This is a genomic window from Neorhizobium galegae, assembly GCF_017877055.1.
Lineage (GTDB): Bacteria > Pseudomonadota > Alphaproteobacteria > Rhizobiales > Rhizobiaceae > Neorhizobium > Neorhizobium galegae_D.
Map to the genome: position 1 here is coordinate 1 of NZ_JAGIPG010000005.1, position 24180 is coordinate 24180.

Annotated in this window: 21 protein-coding genes; 6 read left to right on the forward strand and 15 right to left on the reverse strand. The window is 62.6% G+C overall.

Annotation, left to right across the window (positions count from 1 at the left end; genetic code table 11):
• Positions 1 to 85 precede the first annotated feature (85 nt).
• From J2857_RS26405 to J2857_RS26420, 4 genes are all read left to right on the forward strand, one after another.
• Complete coding sequence (locus tag J2857_RS26405; protein WP_245363909.1) at positions 86 to 298, forward strand: DUF899 family protein; 213 nt, start codon at positions 86 to 88, stop codon at positions 296 to 298.
• A gap of 162 nt (positions 299 to 460) precedes the next feature.
• Positions 461 to 1684 carry an MFS transporter gene (locus J2857_RS26410; protein WP_210013066.1) on the forward strand — a complete coding sequence of 408 codons (1224 nt, stop codon included), beginning with the start codon at positions 461 to 463 and terminating at the stop codon, positions 1682 to 1684.
• Between the two features lie 156 nt (positions 1685 to 1840).
• Positions 1841 to 2383, forward strand: a complete 543-nt coding sequence (locus tag J2857_RS26415) for a sigma-70 family RNA polymerase sigma factor (RefSeq protein ID WP_210013067.1) — start codon at positions 1841 to 1843, stop codon at positions 2381 to 2383.
• A complete protein-coding gene (locus J2857_RS26420; RefSeq protein WP_210013068.1) occupies positions 2380 to 3096 on the forward strand; it encodes an anti-sigma factor in 717 nt (238 codons plus the stop codon). The genes J2857_RS26415 and J2857_RS26420 overlap by 4 nt, the downstream gene beginning before the upstream one ends.
• A gap of 17 nt (positions 3097 to 3113) precedes the next feature.
• Here the strand turns inward: J2857_RS26420 and J2857_RS26425 are convergent, their stop codons facing one another.
• The 15 genes from J2857_RS26425 to J2857_RS26495 form a co-directional block, all read right to left on the reverse strand.
• Positions 3114 to 4502, reverse strand: coding sequence for a M20 family metallopeptidase (locus J2857_RS26425; protein WP_210013069.1), 1389 nt, complete (start codon positions 4500 to 4502; stop codon positions 3114 to 3116).
• Positions 4503 to 4520: 18 nt separating this feature from the next.
• Positions 4521 to 5528 carry an ABC transporter ATP-binding protein gene (locus J2857_RS26430; RefSeq protein WP_210013070.1) on the reverse strand — a complete coding sequence of 336 codons (1008 nt, stop codon included), beginning with the start codon at positions 5526 to 5528 and terminating at the stop codon, positions 4521 to 4523.
• The gene (locus J2857_RS26435) at positions 5525 to 6514 is read right to left on the reverse strand and encodes an ABC transporter ATP-binding protein (protein WP_210013071.1); all 990 of its coding nucleotides are present in this window, start codon (positions 6512 to 6514) and stop codon (positions 5525 to 5527) included. The genes J2857_RS26430 and J2857_RS26435 overlap by 4 nt, the downstream gene beginning before the upstream one ends.
• The gene (locus J2857_RS26440; protein ID WP_210013072.1) at positions 6511 to 7455 is read right to left on the reverse strand and encodes an ABC transporter permease; all 945 of its coding nucleotides are present in this window, start codon (positions 7453 to 7455) and stop codon (positions 6511 to 6513) included. The genes J2857_RS26435 and J2857_RS26440 overlap by 4 nt, the downstream gene beginning before the upstream one ends.
• A complete protein-coding gene (locus J2857_RS26445; protein ID WP_245363934.1) occupies positions 7452 to 8420 on the reverse strand; it encodes an ABC transporter permease in 969 nt (322 codons plus the stop codon). Before J2857_RS26445 ends, J2857_RS26440 begins: the two co-directional genes overlap by 4 nt.
• A 13-nt stretch (positions 8421 to 8433) precedes the next feature.
• Positions 8434 to 9588 (reverse strand): acetylornithine deacetylase, encoded by a 1155-nt coding sequence (argE, locus tag J2857_RS26450; RefSeq protein ID WP_210013074.1) that lies wholly within the window; start codon positions 9586 to 9588, stop codon positions 8434 to 8436.
• Positions 9588 to 11195, reverse strand: coding sequence for an ABC transporter substrate-binding protein (locus tag J2857_RS26455; protein WP_210013075.1), 1608 nt, complete (start codon positions 11193 to 11195; stop codon positions 9588 to 9590). The genes argE and J2857_RS26455 overlap by 1 nt, the downstream gene beginning before the upstream one ends.
• 319 nt (positions 11196 to 11514) lie before the next feature.
• Positions 11515 to 13476, reverse strand: coding sequence for a 3-hydroxyacyl-CoA dehydrogenase NAD-binding domain-containing protein (locus J2857_RS26460; RefSeq protein WP_210013076.1), 1962 nt, complete (start codon positions 13474 to 13476; stop codon positions 11515 to 11517).
• A 7-nt stretch (positions 13477 to 13483) separates the two neighbouring features.
• Positions 13484 to 13879: a RidA family protein gene (locus J2857_RS26465; RefSeq protein ID WP_210013384.1), complete on the reverse strand. Its 396-nt coding sequence runs from the start codon at positions 13877 to 13879 to the stop codon at positions 13484 to 13486.
• Entirely contained in the window at positions 13857 to 14288 is a 432-nt protein-coding gene (locus tag J2857_RS26470; RefSeq protein ID WP_210013077.1) for an acyl-CoA thioesterase, read from the reverse strand. The genes J2857_RS26465 and J2857_RS26470 overlap by 23 nt, the downstream gene beginning before the upstream one ends.
• Before the next feature lie 8 nt (positions 14289 to 14296).
• Positions 14297 to 15472: an acyl-CoA dehydrogenase family protein gene (locus J2857_RS26475; protein ID WP_210013078.1), complete on the reverse strand. Its 1176-nt coding sequence runs from the start codon at positions 15470 to 15472 to the stop codon at positions 14297 to 14299.
• On the reverse strand, positions 15472 to 16314 hold the full coding sequence (locus tag J2857_RS26480; RefSeq protein ID WP_210013079.1) for an enoyl-CoA hydratase family protein: 843 nt from the start codon (positions 16312 to 16314) through the stop codon (positions 15472 to 15474). Before J2857_RS26480 ends, J2857_RS26475 begins: the two co-directional genes overlap by 1 nt.
• Before the next feature lie 59 nt (positions 16315 to 16373).
• Positions 16374 to 16820, reverse strand: a complete 447-nt coding sequence (locus J2857_RS26485) for a cupin domain-containing protein (RefSeq protein WP_210013080.1) — start codon at positions 16818 to 16820, stop codon at positions 16374 to 16376.
• A gap of 44 nt (positions 16821 to 16864) precedes the next feature.
• Positions 16865 to 17662, reverse strand: coding sequence for an SDR family NAD(P)-dependent oxidoreductase (locus tag J2857_RS26490; protein WP_210013081.1), 798 nt, complete (start codon positions 17660 to 17662; stop codon positions 16865 to 16867).
• A 10-nt stretch (positions 17663 to 17672) separates the two neighbouring features.
• Positions 17673 to 20021, reverse strand: coding sequence for a bifunctional salicylyl-CoA 5-hydroxylase/oxidoreductase (locus J2857_RS26495; RefSeq protein WP_210013082.1), 2349 nt, complete (start codon positions 20019 to 20021; stop codon positions 17673 to 17675).
• Positions 20022 to 20406: 385 nt separating this feature from the next.
• On the opposite strand from J2857_RS26495, the gene J2857_RS26500 reads away from it, so the two are divergent.
• A complete protein-coding gene (locus J2857_RS26500) occupies positions 20407 to 22563 on the forward strand; it encodes an indolepyruvate ferredoxin oxidoreductase subunit alpha (RefSeq protein ID WP_210013083.1) in 2157 nt (718 codons plus the stop codon).
• A 3-nt stretch (positions 22564 to 22566) separates the two neighbouring features.
• Positions 22567 to 24114 carry an indolepyruvate oxidoreductase subunit beta family protein gene (locus J2857_RS26505; protein ID WP_210013084.1) on the forward strand — a complete coding sequence of 516 codons (1548 nt, stop codon included), beginning with the start codon at positions 22567 to 22569 and terminating at the stop codon, positions 24112 to 24114.
• Positions 24115 to 24180: the final 66 nt, after the last annotated feature.

Here is a 24180-nt window from a genome sequence, read left to right on the forward strand (position 1 = left end):
CCCCGAGATCGCGTGAAACGCCCACCGCAAACGGTCGAGGCTCCCGGCTGAGGCGACCGTTTATCGCGGTCGTTGCCTGAACAGAATGATCCAGCCGAGCAACGCATCCGAAGAGGTGGGCATCAGCGTCTTCTGCAGGAGCGAGAGCGGCGAGGTGTTCCACACCTATTCCTGCTATTCGCGCGGCGTCGACATGCTCAACGGCGCCTACCATTTTCTGGATCTCGTGCCGAAAGGCCGCGATGAGGACGACCTAGATTACCCCATGGCGTGGCTGCGCCGACACGATCAGTACTGAGGCAGGCTTCCGAAGAATAAGCAGGCTTCGATCGGAACCGGAACCGGCCATCGCGGACCCGTCCGGACAATAGAACTTTCTGACACGCCGGCATTTTACGGCTGCGCGGGCAACATCGTTGCCGCGATGGTTGGCTGCCGGGTGCCGCAAACGGAGACGAAGATGACCAATATTCAATATCGATGGGTAATCGTGGCGTCCGGCGGCCTGCTCGGCTGCCTTGCCATCGGATCGATGTTTTCCCTGCCCGTTTTCCTCCTGCCCATCGCGCGCGACACCGGATGGTCGGTCACCGGCGTTTCGAGCGCGATGACCATAGGTTTTGTCGCGATGGCATTCGCCAGCATCGCATGGGGCAGCCTGTTCGATCGGTGGGGACCGCGTCCCATCGTTTTTGCCGGCTCGGTCCTGCTTTCCGCCAGTCTCGCATCGGCCAGCCTGACGTCATCGCTGCTCGCCTTCCAACTCATCTTCGGACTCGCCGTCGGCACGGCGATCGCGGCAATCTTTGCGCCGATGATGGCCTGCGTCACGGGCTGGTTCGACACGCATCGAAGCCTCGCCGTGTCGCTGGTTTCGGCCGGCATGGGAATGGCGCCGATGACCATGTCGCCATTCGCAGCGTGGCTCGTGTCGATCTACGACTGGAGAACATCCCTCCAGATCATCGCCATACTGGTCGCGGTCATGATGATCCCGGTCTCTCTCCTGGTCCGGCGTGCCCCGGCTCCTGAAAAAAGCGGTGCCGTTGCACCGGCCGATGGTGAACTTCAGTCCTCCCTGTCGACGGCGCAGGTAGTGAGGTCGCCCCAGTTCATCATCCTGCTGCTTACCAATTTCTTCTGCTGTGCAACCCATTCGGGTCCGATCTTCCACACCGTGAGCTATGCGGTGACCTGCGGAATTCCGATGATCGCCGCCGTGTCGATCTATAGCATCGAAGGACTGGCGGGCATGGGTGGGCGCGTCGTCCTCGGTATTCTTGGAGATCGGTTCGGCGCCAAGCAGGTTCTCGTTCTCGGTCTGCTGGTCCAGGCTTTCGGGGCGCTGGCCTATGTTTTCGCTCAAGGCCTCGGGTCATTCTATACGGTCGCCGCCCTGTTCGGCTTCATCTATGCCGGCGTCATGCCGCTCTATGCGGTGATCGCCCGCGAGAATTTCCCGATGCGGATGATGGGCACCGTCATCGGCGGAACGGCAATGGCCGGCGGCCTGGGCATGGCGACCGGCCCTCTGGCCGGAGGACTGATCTACGACTCGCTCGCGAGCTACACATGGCTCTATGTCGGCTCCTGGGGGATCGGGATCGGCGCCTTCCTGATCGCCTTGACCTTCAAGCCTTTTGCGAAGGGTCGACGGGCGGTGCCCGCCTTTGACGCCGCCTGATGCCCCGGCGAGCAGCAGTGATCCTGACGAGGCAAAGGCAGCGCGGGATATCAGCCGCGAGGAGATAGAAGGCCTGCTCCGGATTTTGCCAAGGTCGCGTCTTGTTTTTTGAACTCAGCGTTCTCTATAGATGCAGGGCGGCGAGGTTTTTTCCGAATGCAAAGCAACGAGATCGCAGCTCTGGTCAATCGCGTGGCGATGGGTGATCGCAAAGCGTTCGCCTCGTTGTATAATTCGACGAGCCCGAAACTATTTTCGATCTGCCTGCGTATCTTGAAGGACAGGGCAGACGCGGAAGAAGCGCTCCAGGAAATCTATGTCAGGGTCTGGCAGCGCTCCAGGACTTTCGCCGTGGATACCGGTTCGCCCCTCGCCTGGTTGGCGGCGATCGCGCGCAACCACGCGATCGACCTCCTCCGGGCCAGGAAGCCTGTCGCAGAGGACCTTGACGATGTTTACGACCTTGCCGACGACGGCACGCTCGATCCCGAACAGCAGGTGGCCAATGCGGATGAAGGCCGTCGCATCGACAGGTGCATGCAGGAGCTCGACTCCGTGCATGCGCGTGCGGTTCGACGTGCCTATGTGGAAGGTTTGAGTTATCTTGAACTGGCGGAAGAATTGAAGGTGCCGTTGAATACGGTGCGCACGTGGCTGCGCCGGAGCCTTCTGAAATTGAGAGAGTGCATGGAGCGATGACGTCGGGCGAACAAAGTCAGGGCAGGCGGCCGCAGGACGAGATCCTGGCCGGCGAGTACGTGCTCGGCGTCCTGTCGCTCGAGGCCCGCCGTGCCGTCGAGCAGCGGATGGCCAACGATCGCGCTTTTGCCCGGATCGTCGAACGGTGGCAGGCGGACCTTGCCTCATTCAACGACGATTATGAGGAGGTGGCGCCGAGCCAGGCGGTCTTCGGCCGGATCGAAACGCGTCTTTTCGGCCCCGCCCGGGTTGCTCCATCCACATGGGGTCTGTGGGATTCCGCGCTGTTCTGGCGATGGCTCTCACTTGCCACCTCCGCGGTTGCGGTTGTGGCCGTCGTCTATGCATTGGGGGTGATCCCAGGGCCGCAGGGATCCGCTCCGCTGGTGGCGGAATTGTCCTCCACCAACAACCAGATCAACCTTTTGGCCTCTTATGACGCCGGAAACGGCCGTTTGCGGATCGTGCCGGTCGCCGCCGGCGGACGGGAAGAAAAGTCGCTGGAGCTCTGGCTTGTGCCCGGCAGCGGCAACCCGCGGTCTCTCGGCGTGTTCGAACCGGATCAGGCGGGAGAGCTCGTGATACCGGCGGATCTGCGTCGCAACATGGCTGAGGGCGCGACGCTTGCCGTCAGCCTCGAACCGTTCGGCGGCTCGCCGACCGGTCTGCCGACCGGTCCGGTGTTGGCAAGCGGCGCTGCCCGCAGGCCTTGACGCCGAAAACTGAAGGTTCAGGCCGCGGTCTCGCCGATATCCCAATAAAGCCCGGCCATCATGGCGAGGCCTTCGCGGACGATCGAGATCGGCAGGTGCTCGTTCGGCGCGTGCTGCAGGCAGCCGGGATAGGAATGCGGGATCCAGATCGTTGGCAGGCCGAGCAGATCGGAAAAGATGTTGTTCGGCAGCGAGCCGCCGAGATTGGGCAGGATCGCCGGCGGAGTGCCGAGCGTCTTTTCGATCGAGGCTACGACGCGTCTGACCCATGGATGATCGGGATCGAGGCGGCTGGCGAGGAAGATCGCGTCGGTCGGGTCCTTGACCACGACGCGGTCGTAACCTGCATCAATCAGTGCCTTGCGGACGGCAGGGACGACTGCATCCGGATCGACACCGACCGGGAAACGAAGCTGCATGCGGGCGCGGGCTTTTGGCGGGATGGCGTAGAGCGGCTGGGCAAGGTTGCCGCATTCCATTTCCATCACCTCGAAGGAGCTCCAGGCAAAGACCTTTTCTTCCGGCGTCAGGTCCGGCTCGCCCCACCAGGGCTCGATCGGCGGATCGCCGGCGGCGGGCGCGATGTGGCAATCCTTCAAGGCGGCGCGGACATTTTCCGGGATCGAACCCGGCGTCATCTCGGGCACCTTGATCTGGCCGGTGCGGCCGACCAGCGCGGTGATCGCGTGGCAGAGTTCGATGCCGGGATTGGAGAGAATGCCGCCCCAGTTGCCGGAATGCTGGAAGCTTTCGCGGGCATTGATTTCCAGGTGGAAGGACATGCCGCCGCGGGCGCCGAGAAAGATGGTCGGCCGGTCGAGAGCGAGGCGCGGGCCGTCTGAGGCGATGAAGACGTCTGCCTTCAGCTCGTCCCGATGGGCCGCGCACATTTCCTCCAGGCCCAGCGAGCCGGATTCCTCGCCCATCTCGATCAGGTATTTGAGGTTGAAGCCGAGCGAACCTTTGGTCGCCAGCAGTGCCTCGACGGCGGCGAGGTTCACGGCGTGCTGGCCCTTGTTGTCGGCCGTGCCGCGGCCGTACCAGGCGCCATTCCTTTCGGTCATCTCGAAGGGCGAGAGGCCTGTCTCCCACTGGCCGTCTAAGCCGGCAACGACATCGCCATGGCCATATTGCAGGACGGTAGTGAAGCTCGGGTCTTCGATGCGTTCGGCAGCCAGAAACGGGCCGGGTGCCGTGTCGTTCTCGTAGATCTTCGTAGTGAAGCCGAGGCGCTCGAAAAAGGGCTGCATGTCTTCGGTGACATAGCGCCAGAGATCCGGCTTGTTGGCGGCGACGCGGCTGGCGGAAGGGATCGCCACGCGCCTGCGCAAGGTTTCCTCGAAGGAGCCGTTATCCAGATAACCGACGGCCTTGTCGATCGTTGCTTGGCGGGAGGCGGTCGTCATCGGGGCATCCTTGGACATTCAGGCGGTCTTGACCTTCGCGGCGGGCGGGAAGACCGATGCGTTGGAGAGGTCGAGATCGAAATGGCAGCGGAACATGCTGCCGGTCTCGGTTGCCTTCTGCGGCGGCAAGGTGTTGCGGCAGATATCCTGCGCGAAGGGACAGCGGGTGTGGAAACGGCAGCCGGAGGGCGGGAAGGCCGGGTTCGGCAGCTCGCCGGCGATCGGATGCAGCGACCGATCGCTGGTATCCATGTCCGGCGCCGCGTCGATCAGCAGGCGCGTATAGGGATGGCGCGGCTTGCGGAACAGTTCTTCCGAAGTCGCCTCCTCGACCAACTCGCCGAGATACATGACGCCGATCCGGTCGGCCATGATGCGCACGACCGAGAGATTGTGGGTAATGAACAGGCTGGTGAGGTGCAGGTTCTTCTGCAGGTCGCGGAGCAGATTGAGGATCTGCGCCTGTACCGACACGTCGAGCGCCGAGGTCGGTTCGTCGAGGATCAGGAATTCCGGCTCGCCGGCCAGCGCCCGGGCAATGCATATGCGCTGCCGCTGGCCGCCTGAGAATTCCTGCGGATATTTCTCCGCATCCGCGGCAGAAAGTCCGACCTGGACCAGCAATTCGTCGACACGAGCGCGGATGGCGGCGCGGCCGTTGCGCAGCTTATGCACCCGGATCGGTTCGGCGACGATGTCCTCGATCGTCCAGCGGCCGTTGAGCGAGGAATAGGGATCCTGGAAGATCATCTGCAGGCGCGGCTTGTTGCCTGATGCGTTCGGCGGGAAACTGATTTCGCCGGATGTCGGCGCCATCAGGCCGGAGACAAGGCGCGCCAGCGTGGACTTGCCGCAGCCGCTTTCGCCAACCAGGCCCATGGTCTCGCCGTAGCGGACGGTGAGGCTGACGTCGCTGACGGCCTTGGTGCCGCCGCTCTCGCTCTTCTTCAGACGCTCGAGAAGGCTCTGGTTGCGGCGATAGACCTTGCTGACATGGTTGAGGATGAGGAAATCGGAAGCGCTCATGCGGTCACCCTTTCCAGCGGATGGAAACAGGAAAAGGCGGAGCTTTTCTCGTGATGGAGCGGCGGTATGGTCGCGCGGCAATCGCCTTGCGCGCGGAAACAGCGCGGGTTGAAGGCGCAACCGGGCGGAACCGCACCGAGCCCCGGCATGGCGCCGGGGATCTGGTCGAGCCGCATCTCGCCGGTGGCCGACGGCATCGGCGTCGCGCGGATGAGGCCACGCGTATAGGGATGTTTCGGCGCGCTGAAGAGCTCGCCGACGGGGCTGATCTCGGCGACGCGGCCGGCATAAAGCACCGCGACACGATCGGCCATCTTGGCGATGACGCCGAGGTCGTGGGTGATCAGCATCATGCTGACATTGCTCTCACGATGCAGGTCGCGCAGCAGTTCGAGGATATGGGCCTGCACGGAGACGTCGAGGGCCGTGGTCGGCTCGTCTGCGATGACCAGCACGGGGTCGGCGCAGAGCGCGAGAGCGATCACCACGCGCTGCCGCATGCCGCCGGAGAGCTGGTGCGGGAAACGCTTGAACTGGACATCCGGATTGGGCAGGCCGACGCGATCGAGCCAGTCGAGCGCCCTCTTTTTCGTCTGGCTGCCGCCCAGCTTCAGATGAGCCTGGATGGTGTCGCAGAGCTGCTGGCCGATCGTGATCACCGGGTTGAGGCTGGTCATCGGGTCCTGGAAGACGAAACCGATCCGGCCGCCGCGCACGCTGCGCATCGCTTTCGGGGAAAGCTGGTCGAGCCGGGTGCCGGCAAGGGTGATAGTGCCGCCGGTGCGTTTCAGCGGGGGCACCAGGAGGTCGATAATCGCAGCGCCGGTGATCGACTTGCCGGCGCCGGATTCGCCGACGATGCCGAGCACTTCGCCGGGATTGACGAAGAAGGACACCTTGTCGAGCGCGGTGACCAGCCGGCCATCGCGGTTGATGGTGACTGTGAGGTCGCGGACGTCGAGGAGTGGGGCGGTTGAGGTGATCATGAGCGGCCCCGCAGGCGCGGATTGTAGACATCGCGCAGGTGATCGCCGAGGATGTTTACCGAGACGACGAAGAGGACGAGAATCAGGCAGGGCCAGACCGAGATCCACCATTCGCCCGACTGCAGGAAGTTGTTGCCGTTGCGGATCAGCGTGCCGAGCGACGGCGAGGTGACCGGAATGCCGATGCCGAGAAAGCTCAAGGTCGCCTCGGTGATGATGGCGATGCCGAGATTGATGGTGGCGATGACCAGAACCGGTGCCATGACATTCGGCAGGATATGCAGGACGATGATCGCGAGATTGCTGCGACCGGTGATGCGGGCGGCCGAGACATAGTCCTGATCGCGCTCGATCATCACGGACGAGCGGATCGTGCGGGCATACTGGACCCAGAATGCGATGCCGATGGACATCACGACGATGGTAATCGCGGTGGTCACGCTGCGCTCGGTGCCAAGCACGGCACGGGCGGCGCCATCGATGATCATTGCCAGCAGCAGCGCGGGATAGGCAAGCTGCACATCTGCGACGCGCATGATGAAGGCGTCCACCTTGCCGCCGACGAAGCCGGCGATCAGGCCAAGGCTGCCGCCGAGGACGAGGCCGATGGTGACCGACAGGAAGCCGACGATGATAGAGGTGCGCATGCCATAGGCCATGGCGGTGATCAGGTTGCGACCCTGGTCGTCGGTGCCGAGCGGGAAATCCGGAGAGCCGTCCGCCATCCATGCCGGCGGAATGAAACTGTCCAGCACCGACATTCCGGAGAATTCGAATGGGTTCGCCGAGAACAGCGGCACGACGAAGGCGTAGATGAGCAGTGCGAAGATCATGATTGCGCAGAGCGTTGGGCCGGGTGCCTTGCGGATGGCCCGCAGAAGCTTGGTGCTTCTGCTGCGGCGAACGGGGCCGGCCGCGGGAGTGTTGACGACAGGCGTCATGTTTGCCTCCTCAACACGCGGGCGTCGATCAGCGGATAAAGCAGTTCGACGATGAGATTGATGACCATGAAGACCAGGCCGACGAAGATCAGGTAGATGGCGATGACCGGAATGTCGGCACCCTGGATCGATTGCAGGAAGAGCGAGCCGAGACCCGGCCAGGCGAAGACGTTTTCCGTGACCACCGAGAAGGCGATGATATTGCCGAGCTGCAGGCCGAGCATGGTGATGACCGGCAGCAGCGTGTTCTTGATTGCGTAGACATACCAGATGCGCGCTTCCGACAGACCGCGGGCGCGGGCAAAGCGGATGTGTTCGCTCTGGCCGACTTCCATCAGCTGGGTGCGCAGCATGCGGATGATGAAGGCGACCTGGAAGGTGGAAAGGGTGGCTGCCGGCAGGAGGATTGCCCGCCAGCCGGAGACGCTGAGAAGCCCGGTCTTCCAGAAACCGAGATCGACCACCGTGCCGCGCCCGAAGGAGGGGAGCAGGCCGAGCTGGACCGAAAACACTGCGATCAACAGGATGCCGACGACGAAGTTCGGAAGCGTGATGCCGGCCGTCGAGATCAGCATGATGAAGCGGCCGAACAACGAGTTCGGGTTGACGCCGCAATAGATGCCGGCCGGCACGCCGACCGCGATGGTGATCAGCAGGCTGACGAAGGCGAGCTCGACCGTCGCGGGCAGGCGTTCGGCGATCAGGTTGGCGACCGGATCCTGGGTGCGATAGGAAAAGCCGAAATCGCCCTGCAGCATGTTGCCGATGAAATGCAGGAAGCGCGTCCAGAGGGGTTGATCGAGGCCGAGCTTGGCGATCAGTTCCAGCCGCTCGTTGACGGTCGCGTCGGCGGAGAGGAGGGCCGCCAGCGGGTCGCCGATATTGGCGACCAGCAGGAAGGCGATGAAGCTGATCACGAGCAGGACGATGACCGTCTGCACGATCCGTGACGCGGCATAGTTCAGCACAGCTAATTCCTCAGCAGCAGCTATCCCCGAGCTGGTCGAGGAAAGCGGTGCATTTCTCGAGCTCGGAAATGGCGACCGACTCGTCCGGCTGATGGGCGTCGGCAATATCGCCCGGGCCGATGACGACCGATGGGACGCCGGCGATCTGGAAAATGCCCGCTTCCGTGCCATAGGAAACATAGCGGGGTTCGGTGCGACCGAGAAGGCCCAACAGTTCAGCGTCGAGCGCCGGATCATCATTGGGCTTAAGGCCCGGGATGCTGGCCTGGACGTCGAAGACGATGCCGCAGGACGGATCGATCGCCTTCATGGCCGGCTCGAGCTTTTCGGCGGCAAAACGCTTCATGTGGTCCAGAACCTCATAGGTGTTCTGACCCGGGATGAGGCGCATTTCCCAGAAGAATTCGCAGTTTTCCGAGACGATATTGCCGTGCAGGCCGCCCCTGATGACGGTGACCTGGGTGGTCGAATAGGGCGGGTCGAGCCCTTCGAACCGCGGGCCGTTGCGCATGTCCTCGCGGATGCGGTTGATCTCGGCGATCATGTCGCCGGCGACCATGACGGCGTTGACATAGCGGTCCGGCTGGGAGGAATGACCGGGCTTGCCCTTGATGCGGCACCAGCCGATCAGTCCGCCCTTGTGGGCCGCGATCATGTCCATGCTGGTCGCTTCGCCGATCACGGCAAGGCGTGGCTTCAGGTCGCTTTGGCCCACCCATTCGGCCATGGAGCCGACGCCGGTGCAGCCGACTTCCTCGTCATAGGAAAAGGCGAGGTGGACAGGCTTCTTGAGATTTTTCGAGGCGATGCCGGGCACGGCCGCCAGACAGCAGGCGAGAAAGCCCTTCATGTCGGTGGCGCCGCGACCGATCAGGCGGCCGTTCGCTTCTCTCAGCGTCCAGGGATCGCCGGTCCAGGCCTGCCCCTCGGTCGGCACCACGTCCGTGTGGCCGCTGAAGATGATGCCACCGGGCGCTTCCGGGCCGATCGTGATCAGCACGTTTGCCTTGTCGCCCTCGGGATTGGCAAAGCGCCGGACACGCCCTCCGAAGGGGGCGGTCTGGTCTTCGACATATTTGATCAGGTCGAGGTTGGAAACGGCACTGACAGTCGGGAAAGCAACGAGGCCGGCAAGCTGGCGCGAGATGTCGGATGCAATCGTCATTACTTCACCGTGAAATAACGCAGCGGATAGGCAAGGTCGGCCGGCTGGACGACGGTGACATTGTCCTTCACGCCCCAGAGAATGTTCAACTGGTGGAGCGGAATGAAGGCGACGTCGGCTTTCATGAGCTTGAAGGCCTGGGTGATATAGCCGGTGCGCTTTGCCTGGTCGGTCTCCTTGCCGATCAGGTCGATCAGCTTGTCGACTTCCGGATTGGAATAGCCGCCGATGTTGAAGGCGCCGAGGCCGCTCTTGGCGTCACGGGTGGCGGCGATCGAGGTCAGGAAGATGTGGGCGTCATAAGTTGCCGGCGAATAACCGAGCATGGCCAAGCTGGTATTGTATTCCGGCGGGTTGACCTGGGTCGCCCATTTGGCGGTCGGCTGGGCGCGCGGATCGACCTTGATGTTGATGCGGGCGAGCGAGGCGGCGACCGCAAGGCAGGTCGCCTCGTCGTTCATGAACCGGTCGCTGGTGCAATCCAATGTCACGGAGAAACCGTTTTCGTAGCCGGCTTCCTTCATCAGCGCCTTGGCCTTGTCGACGTCGGGCTTTACCGGTGCGCCGAGGGCTGCGTCGAAACCGTTGACTTCCTTGCCGATTGGCAGGCCGACCGGGACCGAGAAGTTGCGCATGATGCGCTTCTGGATCGCGCCGGTGTCGATCGCCAGTTCCATGGCCTGGCGGACCTTCAGGTCCTTGAAGGGGTTCTTGGTCTTTTCGCTGCCGAAGATCAGGCTGTCGCGGGCGACGTCCGGCTGGATGTAGATGGTGCGAAGGTCCGGGCCGGCCTGCATGTGCAGCTTGGGATCGTTCTCGATGCGCTCGGCATCCTGCGGCGGCACGCCGTCGATCATGTCGACTTCGCCGGAGATGAGTGCGGATACGCGGGTCGACGGGTTGGGGATGACGAAGAACGTCGCGTTGTCGACATTGCCGGTCTTCTTGTCCCACCAGCCGGGGTTTGGCGCAAAGACCGTCTTCACGCCCGGATCCCGTTCCTTGATGACGTAGGGACCGGTGCCCATGGCATTGCGGTTGGCAAACGTCTCGGTCGCGTTGTTGGCGGCACCCGGCTGCACGGTGTTGTTCGCTTCGGCCCATTCCTTGTCCATGATGTACCAGTTGGTGATCTGGTTCGGCAGGATCGGGTTGATGGCGCGGGTCTTGATGCGGATCTTGTAATCGTCGACCTTCTCGATCGAGGCGATCGAATTGAGGTTCGCCTTGATGCCGCCGGCCTGGCCGCGGGTCAGCGAGAAGACCACGTCATCGGCGGTGAAGGCATTGCCGTTCGAAAATTTCACGTCCTTGCGGAGGTTGAATTCCCAGGTCGTGCCGTCGATCTGTTTCCAGTCGGTCGCAAGTGCCCCCTCGATCTTCTGCTCGGCGTTACGGCGCACAAGCGGCTCGTAGACATTGGCAAGAACGGCGAAGATCAGCGTGTTGGAAACCGCATGCGGATCGAGCGTATAGGCATCGAGCGGGCCGGCGAACTTGAAGTCCGCTGCCTCAGCCATGCCGCCGAGCGGAGCGGCCAGCGCGGCTGCGGCGATGGTGCCCAGCAGCATCTTGCGTTTGAATGCGGAAAACGAGAAAGACATCATGATCTCCTAAGCGCGCCACGAGACAGTCGGAATACGGTACAACGATGCGGCAGATATTTTATGGTTAAAATATCTAGACGGAGTCAGCTCTTGGATTGTGAGCATGCAGCGTTCCCTGTCGTTGTTTTTGGTGCCTACTTGCGAGGCTTGGGCAAACAATAGGCGATTTAAGGAAACATGCAAGCATGTTTGATCAAATGAGCGTAACTCTTTTGGGTGGGCAAATCACCGGCGCACGGAAGCACTTCCGAGACGCCAGGCGCATTGGAACATCATAACTATTTCAATATGTTAGGCTCGCTGCCTTGCCTTGAGACGCTCAGGCCTTGGCAAACATCGGACCGCCTTTGTGGGCCGGAAAACCGTAGCCGTTGATCATCACCAGGTCGATATCGCTGGCTCGCGCGGCTATCCCCTCCGTCAGCAGGGCCTCGCCTTCCAAAGCCATAGCACCAAGCATTCTTTCGAGAATTTCATCCTTCGAGAATGCACGGGGGGTGATGCCCTTTTTAGCCCGGGCGGCTTCTATGATGGCGGTCACTTGGGGATCGATCGTCCGCTTGCCATCCGGATAGGTGTACCAGCCGCGGCCAGCCTTCTGGCCCACGCGGCCCGCTTCGCAGAGCGTATCGGCGATCTCGACATAACGCCCCGAAGGATCGCGGGTCGCTTCCTGCCGCTTGCGGCGTGCCCAGGCGATTTCAAGACCGGCCATGTCGTAGACAGCGAACAGGCCCATTGGGAAACCGTAGTCTTCCAGTGCGGCGTCGATCTCGTGCGGCAGGGCGCCGTCTTCCAGCAGGAACTCGGCTTCGCGGCGATAGGCGGAAAAGATGCGGTTGCCGATGAAACCTTCGGTGACGCCGGTGACGACCGGCAGTTTGCGCAGTTTCTTGGCGACCGCCAGCCCCGTCGCCAGCACGTCCGGCGCCGTCCTGGCGCAACGTACGACTTCCAGGAGGCGCATCACATGGGCGGGCGAGAAGAAGTGCAGGCCAAGCACCCGTTCCGGGTGGGCGGTTGCAGTGGCGATCTCGTCCGGGTTCAGGTAGCTGGTATTGGTCGCCAGCACGGCATCCGGGCGGATGACCTTGTCGAGACGCTGGAAGAGATCGGTCTTGACGGCGAGATCGTCGAACACGGCTTCGACGACGAGATCGCAGGGAGCGAGATCGACATCTTCCGCAGTCACGGAAAGCCGCGCCTTCTGGGTTTCGAAACCGGCCTGGTCGAGGCGACCCGAGGCGACGTTGCGTTCCAGCAGGCCGATGATGCGCCCGCGGCCCTTTTCGGCGGCTTCCGACGTTTGATCGAGGCCGATCACCGAATAACCGGCACCGAGGGCCGCGACGGCGATGCCGCTGCCCATAAGGCCAAGGCCGCAGATGCCGATCGTCTTGACCGGGCGAGGTTCGACGCCTTCCAGTCCCTCGACCTTGGAAGATTCCCGTTCGGCGAAGAAGACATGGCGAAGTGCCGCGGCCTCGCGGCTGTCGCGGAGCGCGAGGAATGTGGCACGTTCGTCCGCCAGACCTTCGGTGAGCGGGCGATTGGCCGAGGTGGCAAGCCGGACCGCTTCCGCGGGCGCCTTCTGGCCGCGCGCCTTGGCGAGAATTTTGACTGAATCCTTTTCGATCTCTGCTGGATCTACAGCGGCGACGGTCAGATCACCCGTGCGGCGGAGAGGTTTGCCGGCCAATGCCATTGCTGCGGATATCGCGGCCTCGACGAGATCGTCTGCGGCCACCTCGTCGACGATCCCGAGCTTCAGAGCCTCGTCAACCTTCACGGAACGCCCCGAGGTGATCAGGTCGAGTGCCGCCGGGATGCCGATCAGGCGCGGGAGGCGTTGCGTGCCGCCGGCGCCGGGTACGAGGCCGAGTTTGACTTCGGGCAAGCCGACCTGTGCTGCCGGCGAGGCGACGCGATAGTGGCAGGCAAGCGCTACTTCGAGACCGCCGCCGAGTGCTGCGCCATTGAGCGCTGCGACGACGGGCTTCGACAGGCCTTCGATCCTCTCGATGACGGCCGGCAGGGTCGGTTCCATGGCCGGATTGCCGAATTCCTTGATATCGGCGCCGCCGACGAACGTCTTTCCGGCACCGGTGATGACGACTCCGGTCACATTGTCTGCCGTTTCGGCATGGGCGAGCGCTTTCTCAAGCCCGCCGCGGACATCGACGGACGTGGGGTTGACCGGCGGGTTGTCGATCGTGACGACCAGAACTCCGTTGCGGGTCGTGGCTGAAACCGTGGCGGAAAATTCGATCGTCTTGCTCATGACTGCCTCAGGCCGGAATGACGGCGGTCGCCTGGATTTCGATCTTGGCGCGGTCTTCCACCAGCGCCACGACCTGCATGGCGGCCATTGCCGGGAAATGCTTGCCGATGATCTCGCGGTAGACCTGGCCGATGCCCTTGAGGTTGCCGAGATATTCGGCCTTGTCGGTAAAGTACCAGGTCATGGTGGTGATGTGCTGCGGGCCGGCGCCGGCCTCGGCCAGCACGGCGACGACGTTCTGCAGCGTCTGCTTGACCTGGCCGACGAAATCGTCGGTCTCAAACTGGCATTGGCCATTCCAGCCGATCTGCCCGCCGACGAAGATCTGGCGGCCGGTGGCGGCGACGCCGTTGGCGTAACCGATCGGTTTTGCCCAGCCTTCAGGCTGCAGAATCGTGTGCATCATCGTTCTCCAAATGCTGTGTCAGCGCGGCGCGCATATCGTCGGGCCAGGGAAGGGCCTTGTGGGTTTCGTGCGAGGTGGCGACGAGCCGCTGTTTCGCGGTCCAAAGCAGCCGATCCCCGGCCCGCACCTCGTATTCGAGATCGGCAGAACTGTTGCCGATCCGCATAACCTTGATGGTGAAATCCATCATATCGCCGTGGTAGCCCGGGCTCTTGAACGCGACGTCCAGCGTCACGGTCGGCACGCCGATCTTGCGACGGTTGATCATGTCCGGCCATGGCGCGCCGATCGCGCCGAAAAATTCTTCGCAGACCCCCACCAGAATGTTCAGGTAGGAGGGGAAATATGCGATGCCGGACGGATCGCAATCTCCAAAATTCAATCGGCGGGAGGTCGTGTAAGCCATGATCGCCCTCACGCCTTCAACAGTTCGCGGGCGATGATGAGCTTCTGGACCTCGGTCGCGCCCTCATAGATGCGCAGCGCCCGGATTTCCCGGTAGAGGCTCTCGGTGATCTCCCCGCTCTTCACGCCGCGCCCGCCAAAGATCTGCACGGCGCGGTCGATGACGCTCTGTGCGTTTTCCGTCGCCACCATCTTGGCCATCGCGGCCTCTTTGGTGGTCGGCAGGCCCTGTACGTCACGGCGCCAGGCGGCGCGGTAGGTGAGGAGCGCGCCGGCATCGATCTGCGCCGCCATGTCGCCGAAGGCAGCCTGGGTCAATTGCAGGTCGGAAAGGTGGTTGCCGAACATCGGCCGCGCCTTGGCATAGGCGACGGCTTCGTCGAGCGCGCGCTTGGCAAACCCGAGTGCCGCCGCTGCGACAGACGCTCGAAAGATGTCGAGCGTGCGCATGGCGATCTTGAAGCCTTCACCCGGCGCGCCCAGCAGTCGCGAAGCCGGGATGCGGCAATTCTCGAAGCGGATCGTTGCCAGCGGATGTGGGGCGATGACGTCGATGCGCTCGGCGATCGAGAAACCCGGATCGTCGGCGAACACGACGAAGGCGGAGATGCCACGCGTGCCGGGTGCCTCGCCGGTACGGGCGAAGACCGTGTAGACATCGGCGATGCCGCCGTTGGAAATCCAGGTCTTCTCGCCGTCGAGGATATAGTGGCCACCGTCCTTGCGGGCGGCACAGGCCATGGCGGCGACATCCGAACCGGCTTCCTTTTCCGACAGCGCGAAGGCCGAGATCCATTCGCCCGACTGAGCTTTCGGAAGGACCGTTCCGCGAAGCTCTTCAGAGCCGGACAAGCCGATGGCGCCGGTGCCGAGGCCCTGCATGGCAAAGGCGAAGTCTGCCAATCCATCATGCCAAGCCAGCGTTTCACGAGTGAGGCAGGCGGCGCGGCTGTCGATCGGCTGGCTGCCGCCGGCGCCGGTCGCGGCATCCAGAAGGCCGGCCCGTCCGAGCGCCTTGACGATCGCGCGGCAGGCGCCGTCCGTATCCGAATGGTCGATATGGCTCAGCGCGCCGGAAGCCGCGAAGGCATCCAGCTTTTCGGCAAGCGCCTTGTGACTCTCGTCGAAGAACGGCCAGTCGAGGAAATCGCGTGCCGGCCCCTTGAGGTTGGTGGGAGCGGCCATCAGTTTCCCTCGAAGACCGGCTTGCGCTTTTCGGCAAAGGCCTCGAAGGCGCGTCTGAAATCCTTGGTGGCCATGCAGACGGCCTGGGCCTGGGCTTCGGACTCGATCATCTCGTCGATGCCCATGGCCCATTCCTGGTTCAGCATGGTCTTGGTCATCGTGTGGGCGAACCACGGGCCGTCGGCCAGCGAATGGGCGAGCTTGACCGCTTCGGCTTCGAGAACGTCACCGGGATGGATGGTATTGAAGAAACCCCAGGCCTCGCCTTCGCGGGCATTCATCGTGCGGCCGGTGAACAGAAGTTCGGCGGCACGGCCCTGGCCGATGATGCGCGGCAGGATCCCGCAGGCCCCCATGTCCGCCCCGGCGAGGCCGACGCGGGTGAAGAGGAAGGCGGTCTTGGCTTCCGGCGTCGCCAGCCGGATGTCGGAAGCCATGGCAAGGATCGCGCCGGCGCCCATGCAGATGCCGTCGACGGCAGCGACGATCGGCTGCGGGCACTTTTTCATCGCCTTGACGAGATCGCCGGTCATGCGGGTGAAGGCGAGCAGGTCCGGCATCGCCATATGGGTCAGCGGCTCGATGATCTCGAAAACATCGCCGCCGGACGAGAAATTGCCGCCGGCGCCGGTCAGGACGATCGAGCGGATATCGGAGGCGTAGACGAGATCGCGAAAAAGATCGCGCAATTCCGCATAACTTTCGAAGGTCAACGGGTTCTTGCGCTCCGGGCGATTGAGGCGAACCGTCCCGACGCGGCCGTTTTCGCTCACTTCCCAGAGGAAATGTTTCGGCTGGTAGTCGCGAAAACTGTGCCTCATGTCCTTCATCACGTCACTCATGTTCGTCTCCTCTCCTTTTCATCGACCGTCCCTTTCCGGGCGGCAGGACCTCTCCCGGGTCAGTCGTTGGCGGAGGGTGGCAGGAAATCCACCTCGTGTGCTGCGGAAACCTTCACGATCTCCTCCACATCGGTCATTTCGTGCAGCTCTTCGAAAAGCTTCTGGAGCTTGCGGGCAGGGGAGACCCAGAACAGCGCACGGCACGGCTTGTCGGACTTGTTGAAATAACCGTGAGGTATGCCGCGCGGCATGCGGACCAGATCCCCGGCCTTCGCCTTGACCCATTGGCCGTCGAGCTTCAGATCGAGTTCTCCCTCCTGTACGAGGATGAATTCGTCCTGGGTCGGGTGGATATGCACAGGCACGAACTGTCCTGGCAGGCTATTGGTCTCAAAGGCGAAGGTGTCGTCGCAGACCGCCTTTGGGAAATAGACCTGGCCCAGGATATTCCAGCTGGTGCCGTTATATCCGCTACCGTTCTCGGTTATGCCCTTTTCCAGTTCCATCTTGATCTCCCGGTTTTCGTTCCCTGGTCTCATGTCGAGGCTGACTAGCCTGCCATGACTTCTCCCCCGGCAACCGCGATTGCCTGTCCGTTGATCGACGCCGCTCCCGGCGATGCCAGCCACAGAACCGTGTCCGCGACTTCCTCCGGCTTCACCAGCCGCCCCTGCGGGTTGCTCCTGGTAAATTCTTGTCGCGCCTGTTCTTCCGTCCGCCCGGTCTTTGCGACGATCGTCTCGATCGAACGGGCGATCAGCGGCGTATCGGTAAAACCGGGGCAGACGGCGTTGACGGTGATGCCGGTCCTGGCAAGCTCCAGCGCCAGCGAGCGGGTGAGGCCGACGACGCCGTGCTTGGCGGCTACATAGGCCGAGACGTAGGCATAGCCGGTGAGCCCCGCGGTCGAGGCGATATTGATGATGCGGGCGCCTTTGCCAAAAGCCTTGAGATCCGACAGCACGGACTGGGTCACGAGGAAGACGCCCGTGAGATCGACCGACATGACGCGGTTCCACATCTCCAGCGAGGTCTTTTCGAAGGGCGCGCTCGGGCCCTCCCCGGCATTGTTGACGAGGATGTCGACAGGGCCGAACGCCGCTCGCGCCGCCTTCAGCCCCTTGTCGATGGCAATCTCGTCGGTGACGTCGAAACCGGCCGCGACGAAGATCCTGTCGTTGCCGAGCGTTGCGGCAAGCGCCTCCAGCGGGTCGGCCCGCCGGCCGGCGAGGGTCACTCGCGCGCCGGCTTCCACCAGCGCCGTCGCGACCGCCGCGCCGATGCCCGAGCCCGCGCCGGTGACGAGGGCATGACGATTGGCAAGCTTGGCCGAAGTCGCTCCGCTCATGACGCGATCCTTATTTCGCCGCTGCCGTCGGACCGGCAACCGGAGGGGTAACTGCGGCCGCAGCGCGTGCGAGGTTGGTCTCGTATTGTGCCTTGCCGGAATAATACTGTTTCGGCCACGGGATGTTTGTCAGGCCGATCTTGGCCGCCTCGTGCAGTACCCAGGCCGGATCGGCGAGATGCGGGCGGGCGACGGCGCAGAGATCGGCGCGGCCGGCGGCGATGATCGAGTTCGCATGGTCGGCTTCCGAAATCGCGCCGACGGCGATGGTGGGAATACCGATCTCGTTGCGGATCTTGTCGGAGAAGGGCGTCTGGAAGAGGCGGCCGTAGACCGGCTTTTCTTCCTTCCACACCTGGCCGGACGAACAGTCGATCAGGTCGGCACCGGCATCCTTGAACATCTGCGCGTAGATCGCCGCGTCTTCCGGCGTATTTCCGCCCTCGAACCAGTCGTGGCAGGACAGGCGCACGGAAATCGGCTTGTTGTCCGGCCAGACTTCGCGGATCGCCTTGAAGACTTCCAGCGGATAACGCGCACGGTTCTCGTGGCTGCCGCCGTATTCGTCGGTGCGGATATTGGTGAGCGGCGAAAGGAAGCTCGACAGAAGATAACCGTGGGCGCAATGCAGTTCCAGCCAGTCGGCGCCAGCTTCCGCCGCGAACTTTGCGGAGCGGACATGGTCGGCGATGACCCGGTCCATGTCGGTGCGGTCCATTGCCTTCGGAACCTGGCTGGTCTTGAGGTAGGGCAGGGCAGAGGCGGAGATCAGATCCCAGCCGCCTTGCTCGACTGGCTGGTCGATGCCTTCCCAGGCAACCTTGGTCGAGCCCTTGCGGCCGGCATGACCGATCTGGATGCCGACCTTTGCCGCGGAATTCTCATGGACGAAGGTGACGAACCGCTTCCATTGCGACGCCTGTTCCGCGTTCCACAGACCGAGGCAGCCGGGGGTGATGCGGGCATCCGGCGAGACGCAGGTCATTTCCCCAAATACGAGGCCGGCGCCGCCGAGCGCGCGGGAGCCGAGATGGACGAGATGAAAATCGTCCAGCAGGCCATCCCTGGCGGAATACATGGCCATCGGCGACATGACGATGCGGTTCGGCAGATGGGTTTCGCGCAGCGAATAGGGCGTGAACATCGGCGGCAGCGTGCGGCCGTTGCCGCTGACGTCGATGCCGTTTTTGCTGGCGAACCAGCGCTCGTAACCTTCCAGCCATTTCGGGTCGCGCAGTCGGAGGTTCTCATGGCTGATGCGCTGCGAGCGGGTCAGCATCGAATACATGAACTGTTCCGGCTCCAGCGTATCGGCATAACGCTGGCCGACCACTTCGAACCATTCCATGGCGTTGCGGGCCGCATTCTGGATGCGGGCGACATCGACGCGGCGGATTTCCTCGTAGGTTTCGAGGACTGCCGGGATCTTGTCCTTGGAATGGCCGAGCTTGTTGAACTGGTTGCTGAGTTCGATCGCGTCGTCGATCGCGAGCTTGGTGCCGGAACCGATCGCGAAATGGGCGGTATGGGCGGCGTCCCCCATCAGTACGACATGCGAGTTACCGTTGAAATGGCTCCACTTGCCGCAGATCAGGCGGTTGAAGTTGAGCCAGGCGCTGCCACGCAGATGACGCGCGTTGGTCATCAGTTCGGAGCCTTCGAGGACTTCTGAGAACAGCTCCTGGCAGAAATCGATCGAGCCCTGCTGGTCCATCTGGCCGAGGCCGTGCTTTTCGTAGGCCTCTTCCGTCGTCTCCACGATGAAGGTCGAGGTCTTGTCGTCGAACTTGTAGATATGCGCCTGGAACCAGCCGTGATCCGTCTTGCGGAAATCGAAGGTGAAGGCGTCGAAAAGCTTGTTGGTGCCGAGCCAGATATAGCGGTTCGGACGCACGACCAGATCCGGTTCGAAAACCTCCGGATAACGGTTACGGATCTTCGAGTTGAAACCGTCCGACGCAATGATCAGGTCCGCGTCCGGATAATCGACATCGCCATTGGAATCGGTTTCGAAAACAAGCTCGACACCGAGCGCCTCGCAGCGGCGCTGCAGGATGTTGAGCAGTTTCTTGCGCCCGATGCCGACAAAGCCGTGCCCGGAGGTGCGCTGGCGCGTGCCTTTGAAGAGCAGCTCGATATCGTCCCAATGGTTGAACGCATCCTCGATTTCTGCCGCACTCTCCGGGTCCCACGCCTTCATCGACACCATGGTGGCATCCGAGAAGACAACACCCCAGCCGAACGTGTCGTAAGGCTTGTTGCGTTCGACGACGGAAATGGAATGCTCAGGATGCAGCTTCTTCATCAGGAGCGCGAAATAGAGACCGGCCGGGCCGCCACCGATACAGACGATGCGCATATCCAAGTCCTCCTGACGTTCGGTCGCTCATTATTTTAAGTTTAAACTATATGGCGTTTGATCGACCCGTCAAGCGGATAATTCCCGTGATTTGGGGTTTTATCAGGTCGCCGGCTCAGGCGTCGGTTCGGCGCCAAGGGGCGTACCCCTCCAAGGTGGCGAGGATGATTTGCGGCAACGCCAGCGAGTTCGCGCCAGATCGAGCAAATAATATGCATAAGCATATATATTGGTTCCTGCTGTTCGCTGTCCTGCCATGCCGCCGTTCAGCTGAAGTGCCGCCTATTGTCCTCGCGGCATTTGTGAATTGACAAGTGGCTGATCTCGAAAATATGCTTTTGCAAATGATTATAGATTGAAGCCGAAAAGGCGAAGGGGAACTGCCATGGCCGAGCGATCTTTTGCGCGCGAAGTCGAGGATCTCAAGCTTGGAGAGGGCGAGATTTTCCGAGGGGAAGGCATTCTCGCTATCACCAAGGCGCTGCTGCAGTCCGGCGTTTCCTATGTCGGCGGGTACCAGGGCTCGCCGATCTCGCATCTGATGGACGTGCTGGCCGACGCCAAGGACATGATGGAAGATCTCGGCGTGCATTTCGAGACGTCGGCGTCGGAGGCGGCCGCTGCCGCGATGCTGTCGGCCTCCGTCATGTATCCGGTGCGCGGCGCAGTCACCTGGAAATCGACCGCCGGCACCAACGTGGCGTCGGATGCTCTGTCCAACCTCTCCTCCGGTGGCGTCAATGGCGGCGCGCTGATCATTCTCGGCGAGGACTTCGGCGAGGGTTCGTCGATCATGCAGGAGCGCAGCCATGCGTTCGCGATGAAATCGCAGATGTGGCTGCTCGATCCGCGGCCGAATCTGCCGTCGATCGTCCAGGCGGTCGAGGACGGTTTCCAGCTTTCCGAAGCGTCGAATACGCCGGTCATGCTGGAAGTGCGCATCCGTGCCTGTCATGTGCACGGTCAGTTTGTGGCCAAGGATAACCAGCGGCCAAAGTTCACGCTGCGCGAGGCGCTCGAAAATCCCGTTCGTGACGTCAACCGCATCGTCCTGCCGCCGGCGAATTTTGCGCAGGACAAAGACAAGATCGAGCGCCGTTGGCCGGCCGCCGTCAACTTCATCAAGGAAAGGAAGCTCAACGAGCATTTCGGCCCCGCAGAAGGCGAAATTGGCATCATCACGCTTGGGGGCCTCTACAACGGGGTCATGCGCGGTCTGCAGCAGCTTGGCCTGGCCGATGTCTACGGCAATTCCTCGGTGCCGATCTATGTGATGAACGTCGCCTATCCGACGATCGACGACGAAGTCGTGGATTTCTGTCTCGGCAAAAAGGCAGTGATCATGGTGGAGGAGGGCGCGCCCGAATATATCGAGCAGTCGCTCCACACACTGATGCGCCGCCGCGACATCCAGACCCGCCTGCACGGCAAGGACATCCTGCCGCTCGGCGGCGAATATACGGCGCCGGTGATGATGAAGGGGCTGAAGACCTTCATCGAGATGTACGATCGCCTACTGCTCGGCAACCAGCCGCCGGTGCCGGATCCGACGCCTATTCTCAACGACCCGAAGGTCAAGGCGCTGGCCGAAGTCGTGCCGCAGCGCCCGGCCGGCTTCTGCACCGGCTGTCCCGAGCGGCCGATCTTTGCGGCCATGAAGCTGGTCGAAAAGGAGCTCGGCGAACACCACGTCTCGGCCGATATCGGCTGCCACCTGTTCTCGATCCTGCCGCCGTTCAACATCGGCGGTACGACGATGGGCTACGGCCTCGGTCCGGCTTCCGCTTCCGCCTTCAATGTCGAGGCGGACAAGCGCTCGATCGCCGTCATGGGCGATGGCGGTTTCTGGCACAACGGCCTTGCGACCTCGGTCGGCAATGCCGTCTTCAACAAGCAGGACGGCGTCATCCTTGTCGTCGACAATTTCTATTCGGCGGCGACCGGCGGGCAGGACATCCTCTCGTCACGGGCCATCAATCCGAACCGCAAGACCAACAACTCGATCGTCAATGCGGTGAAGGGCATCGGCGCCACCTGGGTGCGCCAGATCGACCGCACCTATGACGTGGCCAAGATGCGCGATACGCTGAAGGAAGCGCTGACCACCAAGGAGAAAGGCCCGAAGATCATCGTCGCCTCCTCCGAATGTATGCTGAACAAGCAGCGCCGTGTAAAACCGCTCTTCAACCAGGCGGTCAAGGACGGCAAGCGCATGGTGAAGGAGCGTTTCGGGGTGGACGAGGACGTCTGCACCGGCGATCACGCCTGCATCCGTCTTTCCGGCTGTCCGTCGCTTTCGGTGAAGCACACGGACGATCCGCTGAAGGACGATCCGGTCGCGGCGATCGACAATAGCTGCGTCGGCTGCGGCAATTGCGGCGAGGTTTCCGAGGCCGCCATTCTCTGTCCTTCGTTCTATCGCGCCGATATCATTCACAATCCGACCGGCTGGGACAAGTTCCTCTCGAAATTCCGCGCCTCGGTGATCGGCTGGCTGCAGGCCCGCCGGGCTGCCGGCCGCGTCGTGTTCGCGGAGGTCTGATCGATGAACGAGACCGTGAACCTGAAGACGCTCTACGCTTCCGACAAGCCGCTGACGCTGGCGATCATGGCCATGGGCGGCCAGGGCGGCGGCGTGCTGGCCGACTGGATCGTCGGCCTTGCCGAAGAGCAGGGCTGGATGGCGCAGTCCACCTCGGTGCCGGGCGTTGCCCAGCGCACCGGCGCGACGATCTATTATATCGAGATGCTGCCGGCCCGCGACGGCGTGTCGCCGATCTTCTCGCTGATGCCGACGCCGGGCGATGTGGATGTCGTGCTGGCCGCCGAGCTGATGGAAGCCGGCCGCTCCGTGCTGCGCGGCCTCGTGACGCCGGACAGGACCACGCTGATCGCCTCGACGCATCGCTCCTTTGCGGTCGGCGAAAAGGAAAAGCCGGGCGATGGCATCGGCGATCCGACCGTGGTGGTCGGCGCGACCGATTTCGCCGCCAGGCGCACCATTGCCTTCGACATGGATACCCTGGCGACGAAAAACGGCAGCGTGATCTCCGCCTCGATGTTCGGCGCGCTTGCAGCGGCTGACGTGCTGCCTTTCCCGAAGGAAGCCTTCGAGGCGACCATTCGCGGCGGCGGCAAGGGCGTCGAGCCCAGCCTCAGGGCTTTCAATGCCGCTTATGAGCGGGCGAAAACCAAGCCGCGCGATGAAGTGGTCGCGCTGCCGCCGAAGCGTTTCGACGCGATGCCTGAAACCGCCGGCCATCCGGAACTCGACCGTCTCGTCCACCGCATGCGCGCCGAATTTCCGGAAACCGCCTGGCCGCTGCTGTTTGCCGGGGTCAAGAAGCTCACGGATTTCCAGGATACGGCTTATGCCGGCGAATATCTTGATCGGGTCGGCAGGCTTCATGCGCTTGATCGTGCCAATGGCGGCGAAGAGCACGACCATGCCTTCACCATCCAGGCAGCCAAATATGTCGCCGTCGCCATGGCTTATGACGATGTGATCCGCGTTGCAGACTTGAAGACCCGCGGCACGCGTTTTGATCGCGTCGCCAAGGAAGTCGGCGTCAAGCAGGACCAGATCCTCTACATGACCGAATATATGCATCCGCGCATGGAAGAGGTCTGCGGCACCATGCCGAAGGCGCTCGGCCTCTGGATTGAAGACCGTCCCAAGGTTTTCGCCTGGCTCGACCGACGTATCAACAAGGGCCGCCGGGTGCAGACCGGCACGCTGTTCTGGTTCATGACGCTCTACACGCTGGCAGCCTTGCGCCGCACCCGTCGCGGCACGCTGCGTCACTCACGCGAAACCGAGCATCGCGAAGCCTGGCTCGACGCGGCATGCTCGCTGCTCCCGCGGAACTATGATCTCGCCGTCGAGGTGATCAACAATCGTCGGCTGGTGAAAGGTTATTCAGATACCCATGCACGTGGGCTTTCGAAGTTCGACCGGGTGATGTCGGCGCTGACCATTCTGACGGATCGCGACGATGGCGCGGCCTGGATGAAGCGCCTGCGTCAGGCGGCGCTGCTGGACGAAAGCGGCATTGCTCTGGATGGTGCGCTGAAGACCGTGTCGACGCTTTGAGCGAGGCTTGAATTAGCCCGGGCGCGGTCTCGCGGCGGCGCCTCGATCTGGCTCCGAACAGCGGTC